At 68.8% G+C, this 19,532-nt stretch carries 18 protein-coding genes; 11 read left to right on the top strand and 7 right to left on the bottom strand.

Annotated features, from left to right (window positions below; all coding sequences use genetic code 11):
- Positions 1 to 30: 30 nt before the first annotated feature.
- The 10 genes from D0901_RS05340 to der all read left to right on the top strand — a co-directional run bounded on the left by D0901_RS05340 (position 31) and on the right by der (position 10,086).
- Positions 31 to 357, top strand: coding sequence for a HesB/IscA family protein (locus D0901_RS05340; protein ID WP_129139266.1), 327 nt, complete (start codon positions 31 to 33; stop codon positions 355 to 357).
- 187 nt (positions 358 to 544) lie between these two features.
- The gene (gene ndk, locus D0901_RS05335) at positions 545 to 970 is read left to right on the top strand and encodes a nucleoside-diphosphate kinase (protein WP_129139265.1); all 426 of its coding nucleotides are present in this window, start codon (positions 545 to 547) and stop codon (positions 968 to 970) included.
- A gap of 83 nt (positions 971 to 1,053) precedes the next feature.
- Positions 1,054 to 2,181, top strand: a complete 1,128-nt coding sequence (gene rlmN / locus D0901_RS05330; protein ID WP_129139264.1) for a dual-specificity RNA methyltransferase RlmN — start codon at positions 1,054 to 1,056, stop codon at positions 2,179 to 2,181.
- A gap of 144 nt (positions 2,182 to 2,325) precedes the next feature.
- Positions 2,326 to 3,075, top strand: a complete 750-nt coding sequence (gene pilW, locus D0901_RS05325; RefSeq protein ID WP_129139263.1) for a type IV pilus biogenesis/stability protein PilW — start codon at positions 2,326 to 2,328, stop codon at positions 3,073 to 3,075.
- 27 nt (positions 3,076 to 3,102) lie between these two features.
- The gene (locus tag D0901_RS05320) at positions 3,103 to 4,200 is read left to right on the top strand and encodes a RodZ domain-containing protein (protein WP_129139262.1); all 1,098 of its coding nucleotides are present in this window, start codon (positions 3,103 to 3,105) and stop codon (positions 4,198 to 4,200) included.
- 6 nt (positions 4,201 to 4,206) lie between these two features.
- Entirely contained in the window at positions 4,207 to 5,322 is a 1,116-nt protein-coding gene (ispG, locus tag D0901_RS05315) for a flavodoxin-dependent (E)-4-hydroxy-3-methylbut-2-enyl-diphosphate synthase (protein WP_129139261.1), read from the top strand.
- A 62-nt stretch (positions 5,323 to 5,384) separates the two neighbouring features.
- The gene (gene hisS, locus D0901_RS05310) at positions 5,385 to 6,665 is read left to right on the top strand and encodes a histidine--tRNA ligase (RefSeq protein WP_129139260.1); all 1,281 of its coding nucleotides are present in this window, start codon (positions 5,385 to 5,387) and stop codon (positions 6,663 to 6,665) included.
- Positions 6,666 to 6,718: 53 nt separating this feature from the next.
- Positions 6,719 to 7,378, top strand: coding sequence for a YfgM family protein (locus tag D0901_RS05305; protein WP_129139259.1), 660 nt, complete (start codon positions 6,719 to 6,721; stop codon positions 7,376 to 7,378).
- Complete coding sequence (gene bamB / locus D0901_RS05300; protein WP_129139258.1) at positions 7,375 to 8,532, top strand: outer membrane protein assembly factor BamB; 1,158 nt, start codon at positions 7,375 to 7,377, stop codon at positions 8,530 to 8,532. The genes D0901_RS05305 and bamB overlap by 4 nt, the downstream gene beginning before the upstream one ends.
- A 150-nt stretch (positions 8,533 to 8,682) precedes the next feature.
- Positions 8,683 to 10,086, top strand: a complete 1,404-nt coding sequence (gene der / locus D0901_RS05295) for a ribosome biogenesis GTPase Der (protein WP_129139257.1) — start codon at positions 8,683 to 8,685, stop codon at positions 10,084 to 10,086.
- Here der and D0901_RS05290 read toward each other — a convergent pair.
- Together D0901_RS05290 and D0901_RS05285 are read right to left on the bottom strand one after the other, a co-directional pair.
- Entirely contained in the window at positions 10,083 to 12,890 is a 2,808-nt protein-coding gene (locus D0901_RS05290; protein ID WP_129139256.1) for a response regulator, read from the bottom strand. The two genes, der and D0901_RS05290, sit on opposite strands and share 4 nt — an antisense overlap.
- Before the next feature lie 73 nt (positions 12,891 to 12,963).
- Positions 12,964 to 13,827 carry an ATP-binding protein gene (locus tag D0901_RS05285; protein WP_129139255.1) on the bottom strand — a complete coding sequence of 288 codons (864 nt, stop codon included), beginning with the start codon at positions 13,825 to 13,827 and terminating at the stop codon, positions 12,964 to 12,966.
- A gap of 128 nt (positions 13,828 to 13,955) precedes the next feature.
- Here D0901_RS05285 and D0901_RS05280 point away from each other — a divergent pair, with 128 nt between their 5' ends.
- Positions 13,956 to 14,750: a M48 family metallopeptidase gene (locus D0901_RS05280; protein WP_129139254.1), complete on the top strand. Its 795-nt coding sequence runs from the start codon at positions 13,956 to 13,958 to the stop codon at positions 14,748 to 14,750.
- A gap of 19 nt (positions 14,751 to 14,769) precedes the next feature.
- Here D0901_RS05280 and aroE read toward each other — a convergent pair whose 3' ends face one another.
- From aroE to D0901_RS05255, 5 genes are all read right to left on the bottom strand, one after another.
- Entirely contained in the window at positions 14,770 to 15,582 is an 813-nt protein-coding gene (gene aroE / locus D0901_RS05275; protein WP_129139253.1) for a shikimate dehydrogenase, read from the bottom strand.
- On the bottom strand, positions 15,575 to 16,510 hold the full coding sequence (gene hemF / locus D0901_RS05270; RefSeq protein ID WP_129139252.1) for an oxygen-dependent coproporphyrinogen oxidase: 936 nt from the start codon (positions 16,508 to 16,510) through the stop codon (positions 15,575 to 15,577). The genes aroE and hemF overlap by 8 nt, the downstream gene beginning before the upstream one ends.
- Positions 16,511 to 16,555: 45 nt before the next feature.
- A complete protein-coding gene (tsaC, locus tag D0901_RS05265) occupies positions 16,556 to 17,110 on the bottom strand; it encodes an L-threonylcarbamoyladenylate synthase type 1 TsaC (protein WP_129139251.1) in 555 nt (184 codons plus the stop codon).
- A 113-nt stretch (positions 17,111 to 17,223) separates the two neighbouring features.
- Complete coding sequence (gene dprA / locus D0901_RS05260; protein ID WP_129139250.1) at positions 17,224 to 18,336, bottom strand: DNA-processing protein DprA; 1,113 nt, start codon at positions 18,334 to 18,336, stop codon at positions 17,224 to 17,226.
- Positions 18,333 to 19,427 carry a LysM peptidoglycan-binding domain-containing protein gene (locus tag D0901_RS05255; protein WP_129139249.1) on the bottom strand — a complete coding sequence of 365 codons (1,095 nt, stop codon included), beginning with the start codon at positions 19,425 to 19,427 and terminating at the stop codon, positions 18,333 to 18,335. Before D0901_RS05255 ends, dprA begins: the two co-directional genes overlap by 4 nt.
- Positions 19,428 to 19,532 lie beyond the last annotated feature (105 nt).

The following is a 19,532-nucleotide window of genomic DNA, read 5'->3' as shown; positions in this document are numbered from 1 at the left end:
ATCGCCGCTTCGCAGTCAGGAGGATCCACCATGGCGCAACTCTCGATCACCCCCGCCGCCGCCGATCAGATCCATCGCGTGCTCGACGAACGCGGGCACGGCCTGGGCCTGCGCGTGAGCGTCAAGCCCAGCGGCTGCTCCGGCTACAGCTATGTGCTCGACTTCGCCGACGAGGCGATCGACAAGGACGTGGCCTTCGAAGCGCACGGCGCCAAGGTGTTCGTCGCTCCCGAGGCGCTCGAGATGCTCGACGGCAGCGAGGTCGACTACGTCAACGAGGGGCTCAACCGCTTCTTTCGCTTCAACAACCCCAACGTCAAGGACCAGTGCGGTTGCGGCGAGAGCTTCAGCGTCTGACCCGGTTTTTGTAAGCCCCCGGTGAGCGCCGGCCGCGCGGGGTGTCAAGCCGCGCCAGAGCCGCTATAATTAGGCGCTTTTCAGCCCGGCCCCCGCGGTCCGGCACCTGAACCCGACTCCTGCGCGCTGCGATCCTCGCGGCGCGCAGCCGTATTCACGCCATCCCCTGTTCACGGAGATACCCTGCATGGCAACCCAGCGCACGCTGTCCATCATCAAGCCCGACGCCGTTTCCAAGAACGTCATCGGCGAGATCATCAGCCGCTTCGAGAAGGCCGGCCTCAAGGTCGTCGCGGCCAAGATGCTGCACCTGTCCAAGGAGCAGGCCGAAGGCTTCTATGCCGAGCACAAGGAGCGCGGCTTCTTCGGTGAGCTGGTCGGTTTCATGACCTCCGGCCCGGTGGTCGTCCAGGTCCTGGAAGGCGAGGACGCCATCGCCAAGAACCGTGACCTGATGGGCGCCACCAACCCGCAGGAAGCCGCGCCGGGCACCATCCGTGCCGACTACGCGCAGTCCATCGACGCCAACGCCGTGCACGGTTCCGACTCGCCGGAATCCGCCGAGCGCGAAGTGGCCTTCTTCTTCGGCGCCGACGAGATCTGCCCGCGCTGAGCCGGTTCGCGGGGGCCGCAGGCTCCCGCTCCGACCGCTCCGGGCCCCTCGCCGTCCGCCCCACCGACCATCGGTTGACCATCATGACCGCCACCACCCATACCCCTCGCACCAACCTGCTCGGCCTGTCCCGCGAGCAGATGGAAGCCTTCTTCGTCTCGATCGGCGAGAAGAAATTTCGCGCCAGCCAGGTGATGAAGTGGATCCATCACGAAGGCTGCGACGACTTCGAGGCCATGACCAACCTCTCCAAGGCCCTGCGCGCGCGCCTGGCCGAAGTGGCCGAGATTCGCGGCCCCGGGGTGGTCTACGAGGGCACGTCGAGCGACGGCACGCGCAAGTGGGTGCTCGAGGTCGAGGACGGCAGCTACGTCGAGACCGTGCTGATCCCCTCCGAAAACGGCAACCGGCGCACGCTGTGCGTGTCGTCGCAGGTCGGCTGCTCGCTGGACTGCAGCTTCTGTTCCACCGGCAAGCAGGGCTTTCAGCGCAACCTCACCGCCGCCGAGGTCATCGGTCAGGTGTGGGTCGCCAGCCGCAGCGCGGGGCCGCGTCGCGATACCGCCAACCGCCCGGTCACCAACGTGGTGATGATGGGCATGGGCGAACCGCTGCTCAACTACGACAACGTCGTGTCGGCGATGAAGCTGATGCTCGACGACAACGGCTACGGGCTGTCCAAGCGCCGCGTGACGCTGTCGACCTCCGGCGTGGTGCCGATGATCGACAAGCTCGGCGACGAGATCGACGTGAGTCTGGCGATCTCGCTGCACGCCGCCAACGACGAGCTGCGCAACGAACTGGTGCCGCTCAACCGCAAGTACGATATTCGCAAGCTGCTCGATGCCTGCCAGCGCTACCTGGCCAAGTGCGACGACACGCGCCTGATCACCATCGAGTACACGCTGATCAAGGACGTCAACGACCAGCGCGAGCACGCCGAACAGCTCGCCGCGCTGCTCGACGAACTGCCGTGCAAGATCAACCTGATTCCGTTCAACCCGTTTCCGCATTCGGGCTACGAGAAGCCCTCGCGCAACCAGACCATGCGCTTTCAGCAGTGGCTCTACGAGCTCGGCTACACGGCGCCGATCCGTAGCACCCGCGGCGACGACATCGATGCCGCCTGCGGTCAGCTGGTCGGTCGGGTCAAGGACCGCACCCGCCGCCACGAACGCTATATCCAATCGATTCAGCTGGATGCCGACTGAGTCGCCGGGGTGTCCTTGACTTCAACTCGGTGCGGCGCTTTTATGAGTACGCTTCGCCGTCACGGGTCGACTCGACATCGTCACCCCGCAATGTATTGATTCGACGCGAGTCCTGACCGGGACCGTCACTGTCGAGAGGAGTGCATGATTCGTCGCCAACGTCCGTCATTCGCCCCGCTGTGGTGTGCCGCCCTGCTCGGCATGCTCTGGCTGTCCGGCTGCGCCACCACGCAGTCCGACGGTCTGGAGAGCGGCGCGAACCCCGCCCAGGCGGTGAAGCTCAACGTGACGATGGGTATCGAATACATGCGTCAGGGCAACCTGCCCCGGGCTCGTGACAAGCTCGACAAGGCGCTGTCGATCGATCCCGACGACCCGGATGCCCTTCAGGCCAGCGCCCTGCTCTATCAACGCCAGGGCGAGAGCGACCTGGCGCGGCAGTTCTTCCGCCGTGCGCTCGACGCCGCCCCCGACTTCACCCGGGCCCGCAACAACTATGCGGCCTTTCTCTATGCCCAGGGCGACGTGGCCGAGGCCTGCGACCAGCTCCAGCGGGCCACCCGGGACATCCATTACGACAATCGCGCCCAGCTGTTCACCAACCTGGGGCGCTGCCGGCGCGATCTCGGCGATCGCCAGGCGGCCATCGAGGATCTCGAGAAAGCCCAGGCGATCGACCCACGTTACGCGCCGAGTTATCTGGCGCTCGCCGAAACACTCCACGCACGGGGCGACGAGGATCGTGCCTGGACCCAACTGCAACGCTTCATCCGGTTGGTCGGCACCACGCCCGACAGCCTGCGTCTGGCCGAGCAGATCGCCAGCGCGCGCGGCGACGGTGCCACGGCCGCTTTCTATTCCCGGCAGTTGAACGAGTCCCGGCAAGCCCCCTGACCACGATTTCAAGAGGACTGCTCAGTCATGAGCGACACACCACAACGACACGAAGCCAGTCTCGACCCCGACGTCAACGCCCGGAACGACTCGCCGGGCGAGCTGCTCAGGCGCGAGCGCGAGCGTCAGGGGCTGTCCCTCGAGGAAGTGGCGGTGCAGCTCAACCTGCGTCCGGCGGTGGTCACCGGACTCGAAAGCGACCAGTACAGCGAGATCCCCATCGCCGCCTATCGGCGCGGCTACCTGCGCGCCTATGCCCGCCTGATGGGCCTCGAGGAAAGCGAGGTCGTGGGGGCCTACAACCGCCTCTACGGCGACACCAAGAGCGACATCGACCGACGCATCACACCGGTTCAGGTGTCCCGGCCACCGTCGCGGGTCGGCGCCTGGGTCATCAAGCTGTTCACGCTGCTGGTGATCGCCGGTCTGATCGGCCTGACCCTGGTGTGGTGGCAGAGCCGCAACGGTAACGATCTGCTGGGCCTCGGCGACAGCGAGGAAACCGCCACCCAGAGCGTCAGCGACGCGCCGGCGAGCGAGTCGACGAACGGCGATATCACCACCTCGACCGGCACCGACGACGAGAACCTCCCGCCGCTGCCCGAGAAGGAAAGCCAGCTCGGCCTGGTCGACGACAACGACGCACCGGCCCAGGGCGGCGAAGACGCCACCGCCACTCCGGCCGACGGCGACCCGGCCAGCGAACAGGCGAATGCCACCGCCACGCCGACAACCGACGCCGCCAGTACCACGGGTGGCACCGCCAGTGCCGGCGACACACCCGCCGCCGGCAACACCGGTGACGCGACCGGTGCCGACGACGATCAAACCACGGCGGCGGCCGAGTCGACCAGTGCGGCGGCGGACAACGCCCGTCGACTGTCATTCACCTTCAACGAACAGTCGTGGACCGAGATCTTCGACGCCAACGACCGACGCATCCTGGTCGGTCTGCAGTCCGCCGGTACCCAGGCAACCGCCGAGGGCGAACCCCCGTTTCGCCTGACCATCGGCAATGCCAGCGGCGTCGAGCTGAGCTATCGCGGCAAGCCCGTCGACCTCGGCGCTCACACCGGCGGCAACAATGTCGCCCGTTTCACGCTGGGCGAGTCCCTGGGAGAGTAATTCGCAATGCACGCTCAGTCTCCGATCCAGCGGCGCAAGTCGCGCCAGATTCACGTCGGCTCCGTGGCGGTGGGCGGCGATGCGCCCATCTCCGTGCAGAGCATGACCAACACAGACACCCTCGACGTCGATGCCACCGTCGAGCAGATCAACCGCCTGGCCATGGCCGGCGCCGACATCGTGCGCGTCTCGGTACCGACCATGGATGCCGCCGAGGCGTTCGGCCGGATCAAGGCCCGCTCGCCGGTGCCCCTGGTCGCCGACATCCATTTCGACTACAAGATCGCCCTGCGTGTCGCCGAACTGGGCGTCGACTGCCTGCGCATCAACCCCGGCAACATCGGCCGCGAGGATCGGGTGCAGGCGGTGGTCAGCGCCGCCCGCGACAACGGCATCCCGATCCGTATCGGCGTCAACGCCGGTTCGCTCGAGAAGAGCCTGCAGCGCAAGTATGGCGAGCCCACCCCCGCCGCGCTGGTGGAATCGGCGATGCGCCACATTGACCACCTCGACCGGCTCGATTTCCCCGACTTCAAGGTCAGCGTCAAGGCCTCCGACGTGTTCATGGCAGTCGCCGCCTATCGCGATCTGGCCACGCGCATCGAACAGCCGCTGCACCTGGGGATCACCGAGGCCGGCGGCCTGCGCTCGGGCACCGTCAAGTCGTCCATCGGACTGGGCATGCTGCTGATGGACGGCATCGGCGACACCATCCGCGTGTCGCTGGCCGCCGACCCGGTCGAGGAGGTCAAGGTCGGCTACGACATGCTCAAGAGCCTGCGTCTGCGCTCCAAGGGCATCAACTTCGTCGCCTGCCCCAGCTGCTCGCGTCAGAACTTCGACGTGATCGGCACCATGAACGCCCTCGAGGAACGTCTCGACGACATCATGACGCCGCTCGACGTCTCGGTGATCGGCTGCGTGGTCAACGGCCCCGGCGAGGCCAAGGAGAGCGACATCGGCCTGACCGGCGGCAGCCCCGCCAACCTCGTCTACATCGACGGCAAGCCGGCCTCCAAGCTGCGCAACGATCACCTGGTCGACGACCTCGAGCGGCTGATCCGCGACAAGGTTCGCGAAAAGGAACAGGCCGAGCAGAACACCATCGCCCGCGAGGGCTGAGTTTCGCGTTTGCCGGCGACGGGCCTTCGGGTCCGTCGTCGGTCGTCAGGAGAACAACCCCGTTGAGCAAGAAGATCCAGGCCATTCGTGGCATGAACGACCTGTTGCCCGATGAATCGCCGCTGTGGCAGTACTTCGAGGGACAGGTCCGCACGCTGATGCAGCGCTACGGCTATCGCGAGATCCGCACCCCGATCGTCGAGCAGACCGCGCTGTTCGCCCGCTCGATCGGCGAGGTGACCGACATCGTCGAGAAGGAGATGTACACCTTCGACGACCGTAACGGCGACAGCCTGACGCTGCGGCCCGAAGGCACCGCCGCCTGCGTGCGCGCCGCCATGGAGCACGGCCTGCTGCACAACCAGACCCAGCGGCTGTGGTACCAGGGACCGATGTTCCGCCACGAGCGCCCCCAGAAGGGCCGCTACCGGCAGTTCCACCAGGTGGGCATCGAGGCCTACGGCCTCGAGGGGCCGGACATCGATGTCGAAGTGATCCTGCTCTCGGCGCGGCTGTGGAAGCAGCTCGGTCTCTTCGAACACGTCACCCTGGAACTCAACTCACTGGGTTCGCCCGAGGCGCGTGCCGCCTACCGCGACACCCTGGTCGCCTACTTCGAGCAGCACCGCGACGTGCTCGACGAGGATTCCCGGCGTCGCCTGACCAGCAACCCGCTGCGCATCCTCGATTCCAAGAATCCCGACATGGCCGAGATGCTGGCCGGCGCACCGCAGCTGCTCGACCACCTCGACGACGCCTCGCGCGAGCACTTCGCCGCGCTCACCGCGCGGCTCGATGCGGCCGGCATCGGCTATCGCATCAACCCGCGGCTGGTACGCGGGCTGGACTACTACTCGCGGACCGTGTTCGAGTGGACCACCACGGCGCTGGGCAGCCAGGGGACCGTCTGCGCCGGCGGCCGCTACGACGGCCTGGTCGAGCAGCTCGGCGGCAAGCCGACGCCGGCGGTGGGCTTCGCCATGGGCGTCGAACGCCTGATCCTGCTGCTCGAGACCCTCGAGCTGGTGCCCGCCGAGACGCAGCGCGGCCCCGACGCCTACCTGCTGGCGATGGGTGAAGGCGCCGAGGCCGAGGCACTGCTGCTCGGCGAGCGGCTGCGCGACGCCCTGCCCGGTCTGGCTCTGCAGGTGCACTGCGGCGGCGGCGGTTTCAAGAGCCAGATCAAGAAGGCCGACCGCAGCGGTGCCCGGCTGGCGCTGATCCTCGGCGAGGACGAACTCGCCCAGGGGCAGCTCACCGTCAAGTACCTGCGCGAGGAGCGCGAGCAGGAAACCCTGGACCAGGCGGCGGCGATCGCCCGGCTGGGCGAACGACTCGACTGAGACCCAGTTCCGTGCCGCCGGCACGGAACCTCACGGCATAGGAGGGGCCATCGGTGGCCGAGCTTAGGAGCGAAGAAGAACAGCTTGATGCGATCAAGCGCTGGTGGAACGAAAACGGCAAGGCGCTGCTCCTCGGCGTCGTCGTCGCGGTGGCCGCGGTGGTCGGCTGGAAGGCCTGGGAACGCTACCAGGACGGCCAGGCCGAGGCCGCTTCGGCGCGCTATCAGCAATTGCTCGCGCTGGCCAGTCGCGACGACCTCGACGACAAGGCGATCAGCCAGGCCGACGACCTGATCGACACCCTGCGCAACGAGCACGGCGGCACGCTCTACGCCAGTCTCGCCACGCTGATCCAGGCGCGCCTGGAGATCGCCGACGACGATCACGCCGGTGCCCGCAAGGCCCTGCAGGCGGTGATCGACGACAGCGGCGACAGCTATCTTCAGGGGCTCGCCCGACTGCGCCTGGCGCGCATCCAGATCGCCGACGACGAGGCCCAGGCCGCGCTCGACACCCTCGACGCCGGCGTGCCCGACACTCTCGGTGCCCAGCGCGCCGTGACCCGCGGCGACACCCTGCTCGCGCTGGATCGCCGCGACGCGGCTCGCCAGGCCTACCAGCAGGCGCTCGACCTGTCCCGCGAGGCCGGTCAGCCGGTGTTCGGCGCCCAGCTCAAGCTCGACAATCTCGGTGCGGAGGACGCCACCCTATGAAGCTTACCCAACTGCTCGCCCCGGCCCTGCTGATCTCGCTGCTGGCGGGCTGCTCGGGCAACGTCGAGCCGGAATATCCGCCCAAGCCGCTCACCGACATCGACCGTCAGGTCGACATCCACGAACAGTGGAGCCAGCAGATCGGCGACGGCCTGGGTATCGCCCGCTATCCGATCACGCCGGCACTCGACGACGGCCGGCTGTTCGCCGCCGACCAGTCGGGCCTGCTGCGCGCCATCGATGCCGACAGCGGCGAGCGGCTCTGGCAGATCGAGCTCGACACGCCGGTCTCCAGCGGCCTCAGTGCGGTGGCCGGCCAGGTCTACCTGGGCACCCGCAACGGCGAGGTCCTGGCTCTCGATCAGGACGACGGCAGCATCGTGTGGCGCTCGCGGGTCTCCAGCGAGGTGCTGGCACCGCCCCAGGCCAACAGCGAGCTGCTCGTCGTGCAGAGCGTCGACGGCGCGGTGACCGCCCTGGATCGTGCCACCGGCGAAGAGCGCTGGGTCTACACCAGCAACGAGCCGGCCCTGACCCTGCGCGGCACCGGCACGCCGCGGGTGATCAACCAGGTCAGCTTCGCCGGCTTCGCCAACGGCCGCCTGGTCACCCTCGACAACCGCAACGGCCAGCCGCTGTGGGACATGCGCGTCGCCGTGCCGCAAGGCCGCACCGAGGTCGACCGGCTGGTCGATCTCGACGGCCAGCCGCTACTGACCCGTGACGGCCGCCTCTACGTGACCAGCTACAACGGCCGGCTGCTGGCCCTGCAGGCGACCAGCGGCGAGATCCTCTGGGAGCGCGAGGCCTCGAGCTATCTGAGCCCGGCTCTGGTCGGCGACTTTCTGTTCACGGTCACCGCGAACAGCCACGTGATGGCCATCGACGCCAAGTCGGGCCGGGTGATGTGGGAATCCGATGCCCTGGAGGGACGCAGCCTGACCGCGCCGACCTTCATCGACGGGCGCATCGCCGTCGGCGACTACCAGGGCTACATCCACCTGCTCGACGCCGAGAGCGGCGAACTGGTGGGCCGCACCGACCTGGGCGACGGCATCAGCCTGACGCCGCTCGCCGACGGCAAGCAGCTCTTCGTGATGAACAACGACGGCGACCTCGCCGCCTACCGGGTCAGCGATCGCGGCGGCGAATGACCCCCGCGCCGACGGGCCGCCCGGCCCGTCGGCATCACCGTCGCGCAAGCATTGGGCGCCCCGCCCGGGTAATGCTAGAATCGCGTCCTTGACCGCGCGCCCGTCCTGGGCGGCGCGAAATCCCGCTCCTGACTCCGGCTCCTTGACTCCATGAATCCCGTGATCGCCCTCGTCGGCCGACCCAATGTCGGCAAATCGACGCTCTTCAATCGCCTGACCCGGTCTCGCGATGCCCTGGTGGCCGACTTCCCGGGGCTGACCCGCGACCGCAAGTACGGCAACGGCCAGCTCGGCGGCAAGGAATACACCGTCATCGACACCGGCGGCATCAGCGGCGACGAGCAGGGCATCGACGCCGCCATGGCCGAGCAGTCGCTGCTGGCGATCGACGAGGCCGATATCGTGCTGTTCCTGGTCGATGCGCGCAGCGGGCTGATTCCCGCCGACGAGGCGATCGCCAATCACCTGCGGGTCAACCAGAAGAAGACCTGGCTGGTGGTCAACAAGACCGATGGTCTCGAGGAGCACTCGGCGATGGCCGAGTTCTGGGGGCTGGGGCTCGGCGATCCGCGGCCCATCGCCGCCAGCCACGGGCGCAACGTGACCGCGCTGATCGACGAGGTGCTCGCGCCCTTCCCCGAACGCGAGGAGCACCCGGCGCCGCCCGACACCGACCAGGGCATCCGCATCGGCGTGATCGGCCGACCCAATGTCGGCAAGTCGACGCTGGTCAACCGCCTGCTCGGCGAGGACCGGGTGGTGGTCTTCGACGAGGCCGGCACCACCCGCGATGCCATCGAGATTCCCTTCGAGCGCCGCGGCCGGCCCTACGTGCTGGTCGACACCGCCGGCGTGCGCCGGCGCAAGAACGTCAGCCTGGTGGCCGAGAAGTTCTCGATCATCAAGACGCTCGAGGCGATCAAGGAGTGCCATGTCTCGATCATGGTGCTCGACGCCCGCAGCGGGCTGGTCGAACAGGACCTGCACCTGCTCGACTATGTGCTCTCTTCGGGGCGGGCGCTGGTGCTGGCGGTCAACAAGTGGGACGGCCTGGAGAGCGAGCAGCGCGACAAGATGCGCAGCGAGATCAAGCGCCGCCTGGGCTTCGCCGACTACGCCGACCTGCACTTCATCTCGGCGCTGCACGGCACCGCCGTGGGCGATCTCTACCCGTCGATCGAGCGCGCCTTCAAGGCCGCCACCGCCCACTGGTCGACCAACCGCCTGACCACCATCCTCCAGGACGCGATCAGCGAGCATCAGCCACCGCTGGTCAACGGCCGGCGCATCAAGCTGCGCATGGCCCACCAGGGCGGCAGCAATCCGCCGATCATCGTCGTTCACGGCAACCAGACGCAGGCGCTCCCCGAAGCCTACAAGCGCTACCTGACCAACACCTTCCGCAAGGTGCTCAAGGTGCGCGGCACCCCGATCCGCTTCGAGTTCCGCTCGGGCAGCAACCCCTACGACCCCAACGCCGGGGCCAACGACCGCGAAAAGGCCCGCGCCCGCCAGCTGGCACGCACCCGCGAGGCGCGTCGCAGCCGGCGCTAGCCGCCCGCGCGGGAGGTTGCCAGCAGGGTCTTCAGGGACGCCTGCTGGGTGATCATGGACTTGGCGATGGCACCGTCGACCCGGGCCAGCTCCGCCTCGCTCAGGTCCCTGCCGGAGACCACCACTACCGCCGGTCGCGGGTGAAGGCCGGCGATCGTCGGCAGCAGTTCCCACCCCGAGCCATCGCTCAGTTGCAGATCGAGCATCACCAGGGCGTACTCATCGCGGGCCAGGCACTGCCGTGCCGCCGCCAGACTCCCGGCAATCTCCATGTCGAACCGCTCCCGGGTCAAGGCGGCGATCACGTCGCCCAGATCCGGATCGTCCTCGACATACAGCACCCGGGGCAGCGAACGACCGACGCCGAGCGCCTTGCGCAGCGCACGGGCCAGGCGGGCATCGTCGATCGGCTTGACGAGCCAGTCCTGCACGGCCAGGGAGCCGTCCAGCGGCAGCAGGCCGTCGTCGGACGTCGCCGAGACCACGATCACCGGCAACCCTTCGGTCGCCGGCGTATCGCGCAACCAGCGCAGCAGGGCCAGGCCATGCTCGTCGGGGAGCCGCAGATCCAGGGTCACCGCATCGAAGGCCTCTCGGGTCAGCAGACTGCGGGCACTCGCCGCGTCCCGCGCGACCTGGGCGCGATAGCCCCGGTAGTGCAGCATCGAGCGCATCAGCGACGCCACGTCGGCCTCGTCCTCGACGATCAGGATGTTGCCGCGCGATTCCCCCGGTGAGGGTGCCTCGTCGGCCTCGAGCGACCCGGCGGCGGCGCTATCCTCGGGGATCGGCAGATCGACGTGAAAGGTCGTGCCTTCCCCCGGCTCGGTCTCGAAGCCGATCTCGCCTTTCATGCCCATCACCAGATCCCGGGTGATGGCCAGGCCCAACCCCGTGCCCCCCTTCTGGCGTGTGGTCGTGGCGTCCGCCTGGGCGAACTTCTCGAAGATCTTCGGCTGGAAGTCGGCTGGAATCCCCGGCCCCCGATCGCTCACCGCGATGCGCACCTTCGCGCCGACCAGGCCCACGTGTATCTCGACCCGCCCCTGCGGCGGCGAGAACTTGATGGCATTGGAGAGCAGGTTGGCCATCACCTGCTGAAAGCGCATGGCATCGACGCGCACGTGCACCTCCGGCACCCGTGCCGCCAGCACCACCACGACCTCGTGCTGCGAGGCAAAGCCCTGGTTGCTCTCGATGGCTTCGTCGATCAGCGGCATCAGCGACCGTATCTGCATGTCGAAGGCCATCTGGCCGGCCACCAACTTGTCCATGTCCAGCAGATCGTTGATCAGGTGGGTCAGACGCTCGGCGTTGTGCTCCGCGATCTTCAGCATCGGCCGGGCACTCTCGGGCAACGCGCCCAGGGCCCCGCCGTTCAACAGCTTCAACGAGCCACTGATGGACGTCAGCGGCGTGCGCAGCTCGTGACTGACCGTCGAGACGAAACCGTTCTTCATCTCCTCGATACGCTTGCGTTCGCTGATGTCATGGATGAACCCGTGCCAGAGCACCCCACCTTCGTCGTCGCGCTCGGGAATCGACTGCCCCGCCATCCAGGCCATGCGACCGTCGCGATAATGGACGCGATATTCCCCCTGCCAGGGCGTCAGGTTCGCCGCCGAGACCTCGATGGTGCGCTGGACCTCGGGCAGGTCACGCGGGTCGATCATGGCGAAGACCGAGTCGACGTTCTGCCGGGCCTGCTCGGGGCTGATCTCGTAGAGCGTACGGATCGCCTCGCTGGCATAGGGGAAGCTGTAGTGTCCCGACGGGCTGCGCCGGAACTGATAGATCATGCCCGGGGTCTGCGAGGCGATCTTCTGCAGCCGCCGCTGGCTCGCGACCACCTGCCGGCGAGTCGCGCGGCGGGTACCCAGCAGCAGCCCCAGCAGACACAGCTGCGCCAGCACCCAGGCGCCGCCCCAGCGCAGCAACGTTCCTAAGCGGTCGGCATGATAGGCGGCCAGTTCGTCGGTGACGTCCTGCCAGACCGCAACCGCGGCACGTCCCGAGGATACCGGCGCCATCGCGCCAGCGATCCGGAAACTCAGCGGTATCACGGTGAGCAGAAAATGCCGGCCATGGATGTCGACGACCGTATGGCGCTCCTCGTCGCCGGAAGACGGCAATTCGGCGTCGTTCAGCCAGGCGGTGATCTCCGGGCGGGTGCGTCGGATCAGTTTCCAGGACGTCGCCGATCCCGGCGGCCGCGCCAATAGCGCCACACCACCACCGATCCGGGCGTCGAGCGCCCTGAGTTCACGACTCAGAACGGTGTCGATCACCACGCGGCTGGCCTCGCCGAGCGGTGCCAGCGCCCGCACGAAGACCCCGGCGTCGCCGACCACCAGGTGCGTTCCGCGTTCGTCGTTCCCTCCGGCGCCCGGCAAGCGCGTCGCCAGGGCAGTATTGACCACACTGGCCAGTGGTTGCGTCGCGTGATCGGAATAGATGGCGATGCGCGCCACGCCCTGATCGACCAGGCCGTCCAGGTAGTGTTCCAGGCGCCGTCGCAGATCGCGCCGGGCGTCCTCGTGCGAGGCACCGGCCGCATCGGCCTCGCGACCCAGCAAGGGATCGGCGGCCAGCGCCGCCGCCAGCGTCCTGGCCTCGCGCATCAGGCCGGTCTCGGTGGCGCGAACGGTGGTCGCCTGCTCGGTGGCGACATGGGCGAAATCGTGACTCAGCCCTTGGGTATCGCTGCCCATGGCCAGCCAGGCCATCGCGCCGAAGCCCCCTGCCAGCAGCAGCGAGCCCAGCCAGACCAGCAGCGTGGGCAGACGATCGCCGAATCTCGGCATCGAGTCATCCTTCTACGGCGAGTGGTCTCGGCCTCATGATGGCACGGCTTTCAGGCCAGGGGCATTACTTGTCTCAGCCGGCGGGCGTCCGGCTGCCCACCCAATGGCAGGCGAACTGCCAGGCGGCCCGGCCGCTGCGCACCCCGCGCAAGGTAGCGTAGCGGATGGCCTCGGCCCGCGCCTCGTCGTGCCAGGCGGCGTCGCCGCCGAGATGGGCCACCCAGTGGCGGCAGGCCTCGAGGTACGAATCCTGGTTGAAGGGGTGAAAGGCCAGCCACAGACCGAAGCGATCCGACAACGAGATCTTCTCCTCGACGGCATCGCCATGATGCAGCTCGTCGCCGACCAGTTGTGTCGCCTCGTTGTCGGCGAGCGACTCGGGGAGCAGATGACGGCGGTTCGAGGTGGCGTAGAGCAGGACATTCTCAGGCGGTCCGGTCAGGGTGCCGTCGAGCACGCTCTTGAGCGCCTTGTAGGCGTCATCGTGCCCCTCGAAGGAAAGATCGTCGCAGTAGACGATGAAGCGATGCTCGACGTCACGCAGTTGCTGGACCAGCGCCGGCAGGCCGGCCAGGTCGTGGCGATCCACCTGGATCAGGCGCAGCCCCTCCGGCCCCAGGGTGTTGAGCAGCGCGCGGACCATCGACGACTTGCCGCTGCCGCGCGCCCCCCACAGCAGCGCGTGGTTGGCCGGGCGCCCGGCGAGAAACGCGCGGGTATTGGCCAGCAGCGCCTCGCGCTGGCGGGCGACGCCGACCAGCTCGTCGAGCCGCACGCTGTCGCGTGCGCTGACCGGAATCAACTGGCCCCCCAGGGGGTGGCGCTGCCACAGCGCGGCGACGTCCCGCGACCAGTCGACCGCCGGGGGCTCCGGCGGCAGCCAGGCCTCGACGCGATCCAGCAGTCGGTGCAGGCGCTGCGCCAATTGCTCGTCCATGCCGACGTTCTCCTCTCGTCTGGTTGACCCCGCCCGGCGACGGGGTATCTTGGAGCCGAACACCATTACGGAACGCGCCCGGCTTGTCCAGTCGGGGCCCCTTCGTCAGCTTCAGGGAGAAAGATTCGATGACACGGAAATCGCTGGGCGCCATCGTCGCGCTGGCGCTCACCCTGGGCGCCTGCAGCCAGACGCCCACCGGGCGCTCGCAACTGACCCTGTTCTCCAACGAGGAGATCGATCGGATGGGCGACCAGAGCTTCACCCAGTACCAGCAGGAGCTGCCCACCGTGGGCGGTCAGACGGCCGACTATGTGCAGTGCGTGGCCAACGCGATCACCGCTCAGGTCGACAACGGCGAGAACTGGGAGGTGAAGGTCTTCAAGGACGACTCGGCCAACGCCTTTGCCTTGCCCGGCGGGCACATCGGCGTCAACACCGGCATCCTGGCGGTGGCCAAGAATCAGGACCAGTTGGCCACGGTGCTGGGCCACGAGGTCTCCCACGTGCTGGCCCACCATGCCAACGAGCGTGTCTCCACCCAGGCGGCGACCCAGACCGGCCTGTCGGTACTGCAATCGGCCGCCGGCCTGGACAGCCAGGGCGGGCAGCAGGTGATGGGGCTGCTCGGCATGGGCGCCAAGTACGGCGTGCTGATGCCCTTCTCGCGCAAGCAGGAGAGCGAGGCCGACACCCTGGGGCTGGATCTGATGGCCCGCGCCGGCTTCGACCCGCGCGAGAGCATCGAGCTGTGGCAGAACATGTCGGCCGCCAGCCAGGGCCAGCCGCCGGCGTGGATGTCCACCCACCCCAGTCACGGCCAGCGCATCGACGGGCTCGATGCGCAGATGAACCAGGCGCTGGAACTCTACCAGCAGGCCCGCGCGGCGGGGCGCACGCCCAACTGCCAGCGGCCGGGCTGAGGCGCGACGCCACCGACGCTCACAGCGAGCGGCGCAGCCACTCCCGCACCGGCGCCGTCTCCGGGCGCCGGTGGCGCCACACGAAGAACGATTCCGCCGCCTGCTCGACCAGCATGCCCAGGCCATCGACGGTCCGGGCGCCGCGCGCGGCGGACCACTCGAGGAACACCGTGGGCTCGGCGCCGTACATCATGTCGTAGGCCAGGGCACCGGCGGCGAACAGGTCGTCGGGCAGCGGCGGCAGATCCCCCGCCAGGCTGGCGCTGGTGCCGTTGATCACCAGGTCGAAGGGCCCTGCCAGGGTCTCGAAACCGCCGCCGTGGGTCTCGCCGAGGTCGCCGAAGTCCGCCGCCAGCGCCGCGGCCTTACCGGCGGTGCGATTGGCGAGGGTCAGCGACGCCGGCCCGGCCGCCAGCAGCGGCTCGAGAATGCCGCGTACCGCGCCCCCCGCGCCCAGCACCAGCACCCGTGCGCCCTCGAGCGGCGCGGCATGGGCCTCGAGATCGCGCAGCAGCCCCACGCCGTCGCTGGTGTCGCCGTAGAGTCGGCCATCCTTGCCGAGCACCAGGGTGTTGACCGCCTCGGCACGCCGCGCCCGCTGGCTCAGCACGTCGGCCAGCCGGAAGGCATCCTCCTTGAAGGGCACCGTGACATTGGCACCACGCCCGCCGGCCTCGGCGAACGCCCGCCAGGCCCCCGCGAAGTCGTCCCGGGGCGCCTCGATCGCTTCGTAGACGATGTCTTCGCCGGTCTGCTCGGCGAAGGCGGCATGGATCTGCGGCGACCGGGAATGGCCGACCGGATGGCCGAACACGCAGTAGCGATCACTCATCGGCGTCTCCTCGTGCTTCCTCGAGCCACTCTCGCGGACGCAGGTAATCCCGGTAGAGGATCTCCTCGGCGCTGCCGGGTTCGGGCGTCCAGCCGTAGTGCCACTCCACCACCGGCGGCATCGACATCAGGATCGACTCGGTGCGCCCGCCGCTCTGCAGGCCGAACAGCGTGCCGCGATCCCAGACCAGGTTGAACTCCACGTAGCGTCCGCGCCGGTAGAGCTGGAAGGCACGCTCGCGCTCGCCGTAGGCCTCATCGCGGCGACGGCGGGCGATCGGTAGATAGGCATCGAGGAAACTGTCGCCCACCGCGCGCTGGAAGTCGAAGCAGGTGGCGAAGTCCCAGGCGTTGAGGTCGTCGAAGAACAGCCCGCCGACGCCACGGGTCTCGTCGCGATGCTTGAGATAGAAGTACTCGTCGCACCAGCGCTTGTAGTGCGCATAGACGTCGTCGCCGAACGGCGCGCAGGCGTCCCGGGCGACCCGGTGCCAGTGGATCACGTCCTCGTGGACCGGGTAGAAGGGCGTCAGATCGTAGCCACCGCCGAACCACCATACCGGGGCCTCGCCCGCCTTTTCGGCGATGAAGAAGCGCACGTTGCCGTGGCTGGTGGGCACGTGCGGGTTGCGCGGGTGCAGCACCCAGGACACCCCCACGGCGTGAAAGCTGCGCCCCGCCAGCTCGGGCCGCGCGGCGGTCGCCGACGGCGGCAGGGTGGCGCCATGCACGTGGGAAAAGTTCACGCCGCCCTTCTCGAACAGCGCACCGTTCTCGATCACCCGCGACCGGCCGCCGCCGCCCTCGGGTCGGTCCCAGGCATCCTCGCGGAACGTCGCCCCGCCGTCCTCCTCGGCGAGCGTCTCGCAGAGCCGATCCTGCAGGTCGAGCAGGTAACGTTTCACGTCATCGAGATAGGCATGGGGCACGGCTGACTCCTGTTGGTGAAAGGGATGAGCGTCGCGCGGATGCCGTCATTCGCGCAACGTGGCGCCACTGAGCAGGTCGCGGATCCGACTGGGGCGCGTCTCGCCGCCCAGCGGGCCCTCGACGAGAGTCACCGCATCGCCGAAGCACCGCCGCAGCGTCTCGGCATCGCGGGCCGGCGGCTCGCCGGCGCGGTTGGCCGAGGTCGAGACCAGCGGGCCGCCGAAGGCCGCGCACAGCTCGATCACCGGCGGATGGGCGCTGAGGCGCAGCGCGACACGATCATGATCGCCGCGCAGCAAGGGGTGAGAACGGCCGTTGTCGGGCACCAGCCAGGTATTGGGGCCCGGCCAGGACGCCTCGAGCGGCCCGCGCCGAGCGGCATCGAGGCCGGCGAGCCAGGGTTCGAGCTGCGCGAGATCCCCGGCGATCAGGATCAGTCCCTTGGCGGGATCGCGCGCCTTGAGCGCGAGCAGCGTACGCAGCGCCTCGGGGTCGTCCGGGTCGCAACCCAGCCCCCAGACCGCCTCGGTGGGATAGGCGACCACCCCGCCCGAACGCAGGCTGGCCACGGCATGGTCGAGGACGTCTTGCGCGATCATCCGGGATCTCCGAGACACTGAAAAAACAGGCACAGATTCTAGCATGGCCGGCGGGTGGCCACAGAGGGCCGACGGTTGGGCGACAAGGCGACGTCGCCATTCCTGGGGGAAGCCTAGCGGCCCGCCAGACGCACCCAACCGCCGGGCGCCTGGGCCACCAGCCCCTCGAGTTCCAGTTCGAGCAGTCGCTGCTGGCAGTGCGCGAAGTCGCGTCCCGACAGTTCGATGACCAGATCCAGGGGCGTCGGCGCGTCGCTGAGCAGATCGAGGATCGGGTCGGCGGGACCCCGAGCGGATGCCGCCGCCAGGGCCGAGGCCCCGGGGGGCGCGTCGGCCGACGCGACCGGCCTTGCCCAGGGGCCCAGCTCGTCGAGGATGTCGTCGCGCTCGAGGACCATTGTCGCGCCCTGACGGATCAGTTTCAGGCACCCCCTGGCCTGGGGGTTGTTGAGGGAGCCGGGCAGCACGAACACCTCGCGATTCTGTTCGGTGGCCAACCGCGCGCTGATCAGCGAGCCGCTCTTCTCGGCGGCTTCGACCACCAGCACGCCGCGCGACAGCCCGGTGATCAGACGGTTGCGACGCGGGAAGAACACCGGATTGGCGCGGGTGCCCGGGGCGTGCTCGCTGAGCAGCAAGCCGCCGCCTTCGCGCATCGCCCGATAGAGCTCGCCATGGCGTGACGGATAGACGACGTCGATGCCGCAGCCCAGCACGCCGATGCTGGGGCCGGCGGCGTCGAGAGCGGCCTGGTGGGCACGGCCGTCGATGCCCATCGCCATGCCGCTGATCACGCAGAAGCCGCTGGCGGCCAGCTCGCCGGCGAAGCGTGCGGCATTGTCCAGGCCGTCGCGGGTCGGCCGCCGGGTGCCGACGATCGCCAGCCCCGGCGGGTCCAGCGCGGCAAGGTCGCCATGCGCCCACAGCAGCGGCGGCGGATCGGGCAGCTCGTCGAGCAACGCCGGCCAGGCCGGATGCTCGGGATACAGCAGATGATGCGCGTCATCACGCGCCTCCCAGGCCAGGGCCTGCTCGAGGCGCGCCTGGATCGGGCTGGCCGCCGGCCGTTCCAGCCACAGGCGCAGGGCATCGCGGGCCGCCGCCGGCAGCACCGCCAGCCAGCCATGTGGCCAGGCCGGCCGTTGGGCCCGCACCTCGGCGAGCCGCCGCGGGCCCAGTTGCGGCAGATGGGCCACGACCAGCCATTCGCGAAGCCCGAGACTCACGGCGCTGGCGACCCTGCCAGCAGGTCGTCGGAGGACGGCGCATGCACGCGATCGCCCACCGCCAGGCTGCGGGTGGCGTGCATCACCAACGCATAGCTGACCCGGTCGTAGACGCGAAAGACCATCAGCCAGCCGGCATCTTCGCCAGGGAGCTGCACGCTCTCGTCGGTCTGCGGATCGGTGACTGTCTCGCCCTGCTGGGTGACCGCCAGCACCGCCCCCTGCGACAGCCCCTCGCGACGTCCCAGATCGAGTGCCACCACATCCAGGCGGCCGATGAACTGCACGCCACCCGGTACCGAGAGGATTTGGCCCTCGACGGGGTGCCCCGGCGCGTGCGGCTGGAATGCCGTCGTCACCGGCAGCGATTCCATGGGCAGCAGCGTGTCGCCGGCACGAATCTCCTGACGCGAGCTCGTGACCCGGAAGCGGGCGACATCGCCTTGGCGGTTCAGCAGGCGCGCCTCGCCCAGGGTCTCCAGCTCGAGTCCCAGGAACTCGCCGGTGTCGGGATCGACATATCGCTCGCCGGGACGATAGATACCGAAACGCTCGCCGGAGGGCAGGTCGCCACGGACGTAGAGGCGATCGCCGGCACCGCTGATGATGCGCCGATCGTCGCCGGCGATCACGTAGGGCGCCCCTTCCAGCACCCGGGGGTCGACGACCCGATTGGCCTCGAGGAAGCGCTGCACCTTGCCCAACGGCAGCGGCGGCACCGCCTGGCGGCGCGGCACCTCGCGGACCTTCGGCGAGAGGTGGACGACACCGCCCTGGCCGCGCTCGACGCCCAGCCGTGGCTCGCCATCCTCGCGGTAGAGGTAGACGACGTCGCCGGGATAGATCCAGTGAGGGTCGTCGATCTGCGGGTTGCCGCGCCAAACGCTCGGCCACTGCCAGGGGTGGTCCAGGAAACGCCCGGCGATGTCCCACAGGGTATCGCCCCGGGTCACGGTATAACGGGCCGGCGCGTCGTCGCGCACGCTGGGTGTGGCGGCCTGCACCCAGCCCGCCAGCAGCAAGCCACCGGCAAGCAGGGCCAGCCCGACCCGCCGCCGCCAGCGCGCTGCGCTTGTCGTCGTTTGTGTCATTTTCCCTGCGACCTCGATGTCTCGTATGGGACGCCGTGCGGTGCGGCGGACCTGGAACCTCGCCGCTCTCATGATGTCTCAAAAATTGCTGTATCGCACCCGGCC

The sequence above is a fragment of the Modicisalibacter coralii genome (assembly GCF_004117855.1).
GTDB classification, from domain to species: domain Bacteria; phylum Pseudomonadota; class Gammaproteobacteria; order Pseudomonadales; family Halomonadaceae; genus Modicisalibacter; species Modicisalibacter coralii.
Note: the sequence above shows the minus strand (reverse complement) of the source record. Positions and strands in the feature narration are given on the sequence as shown.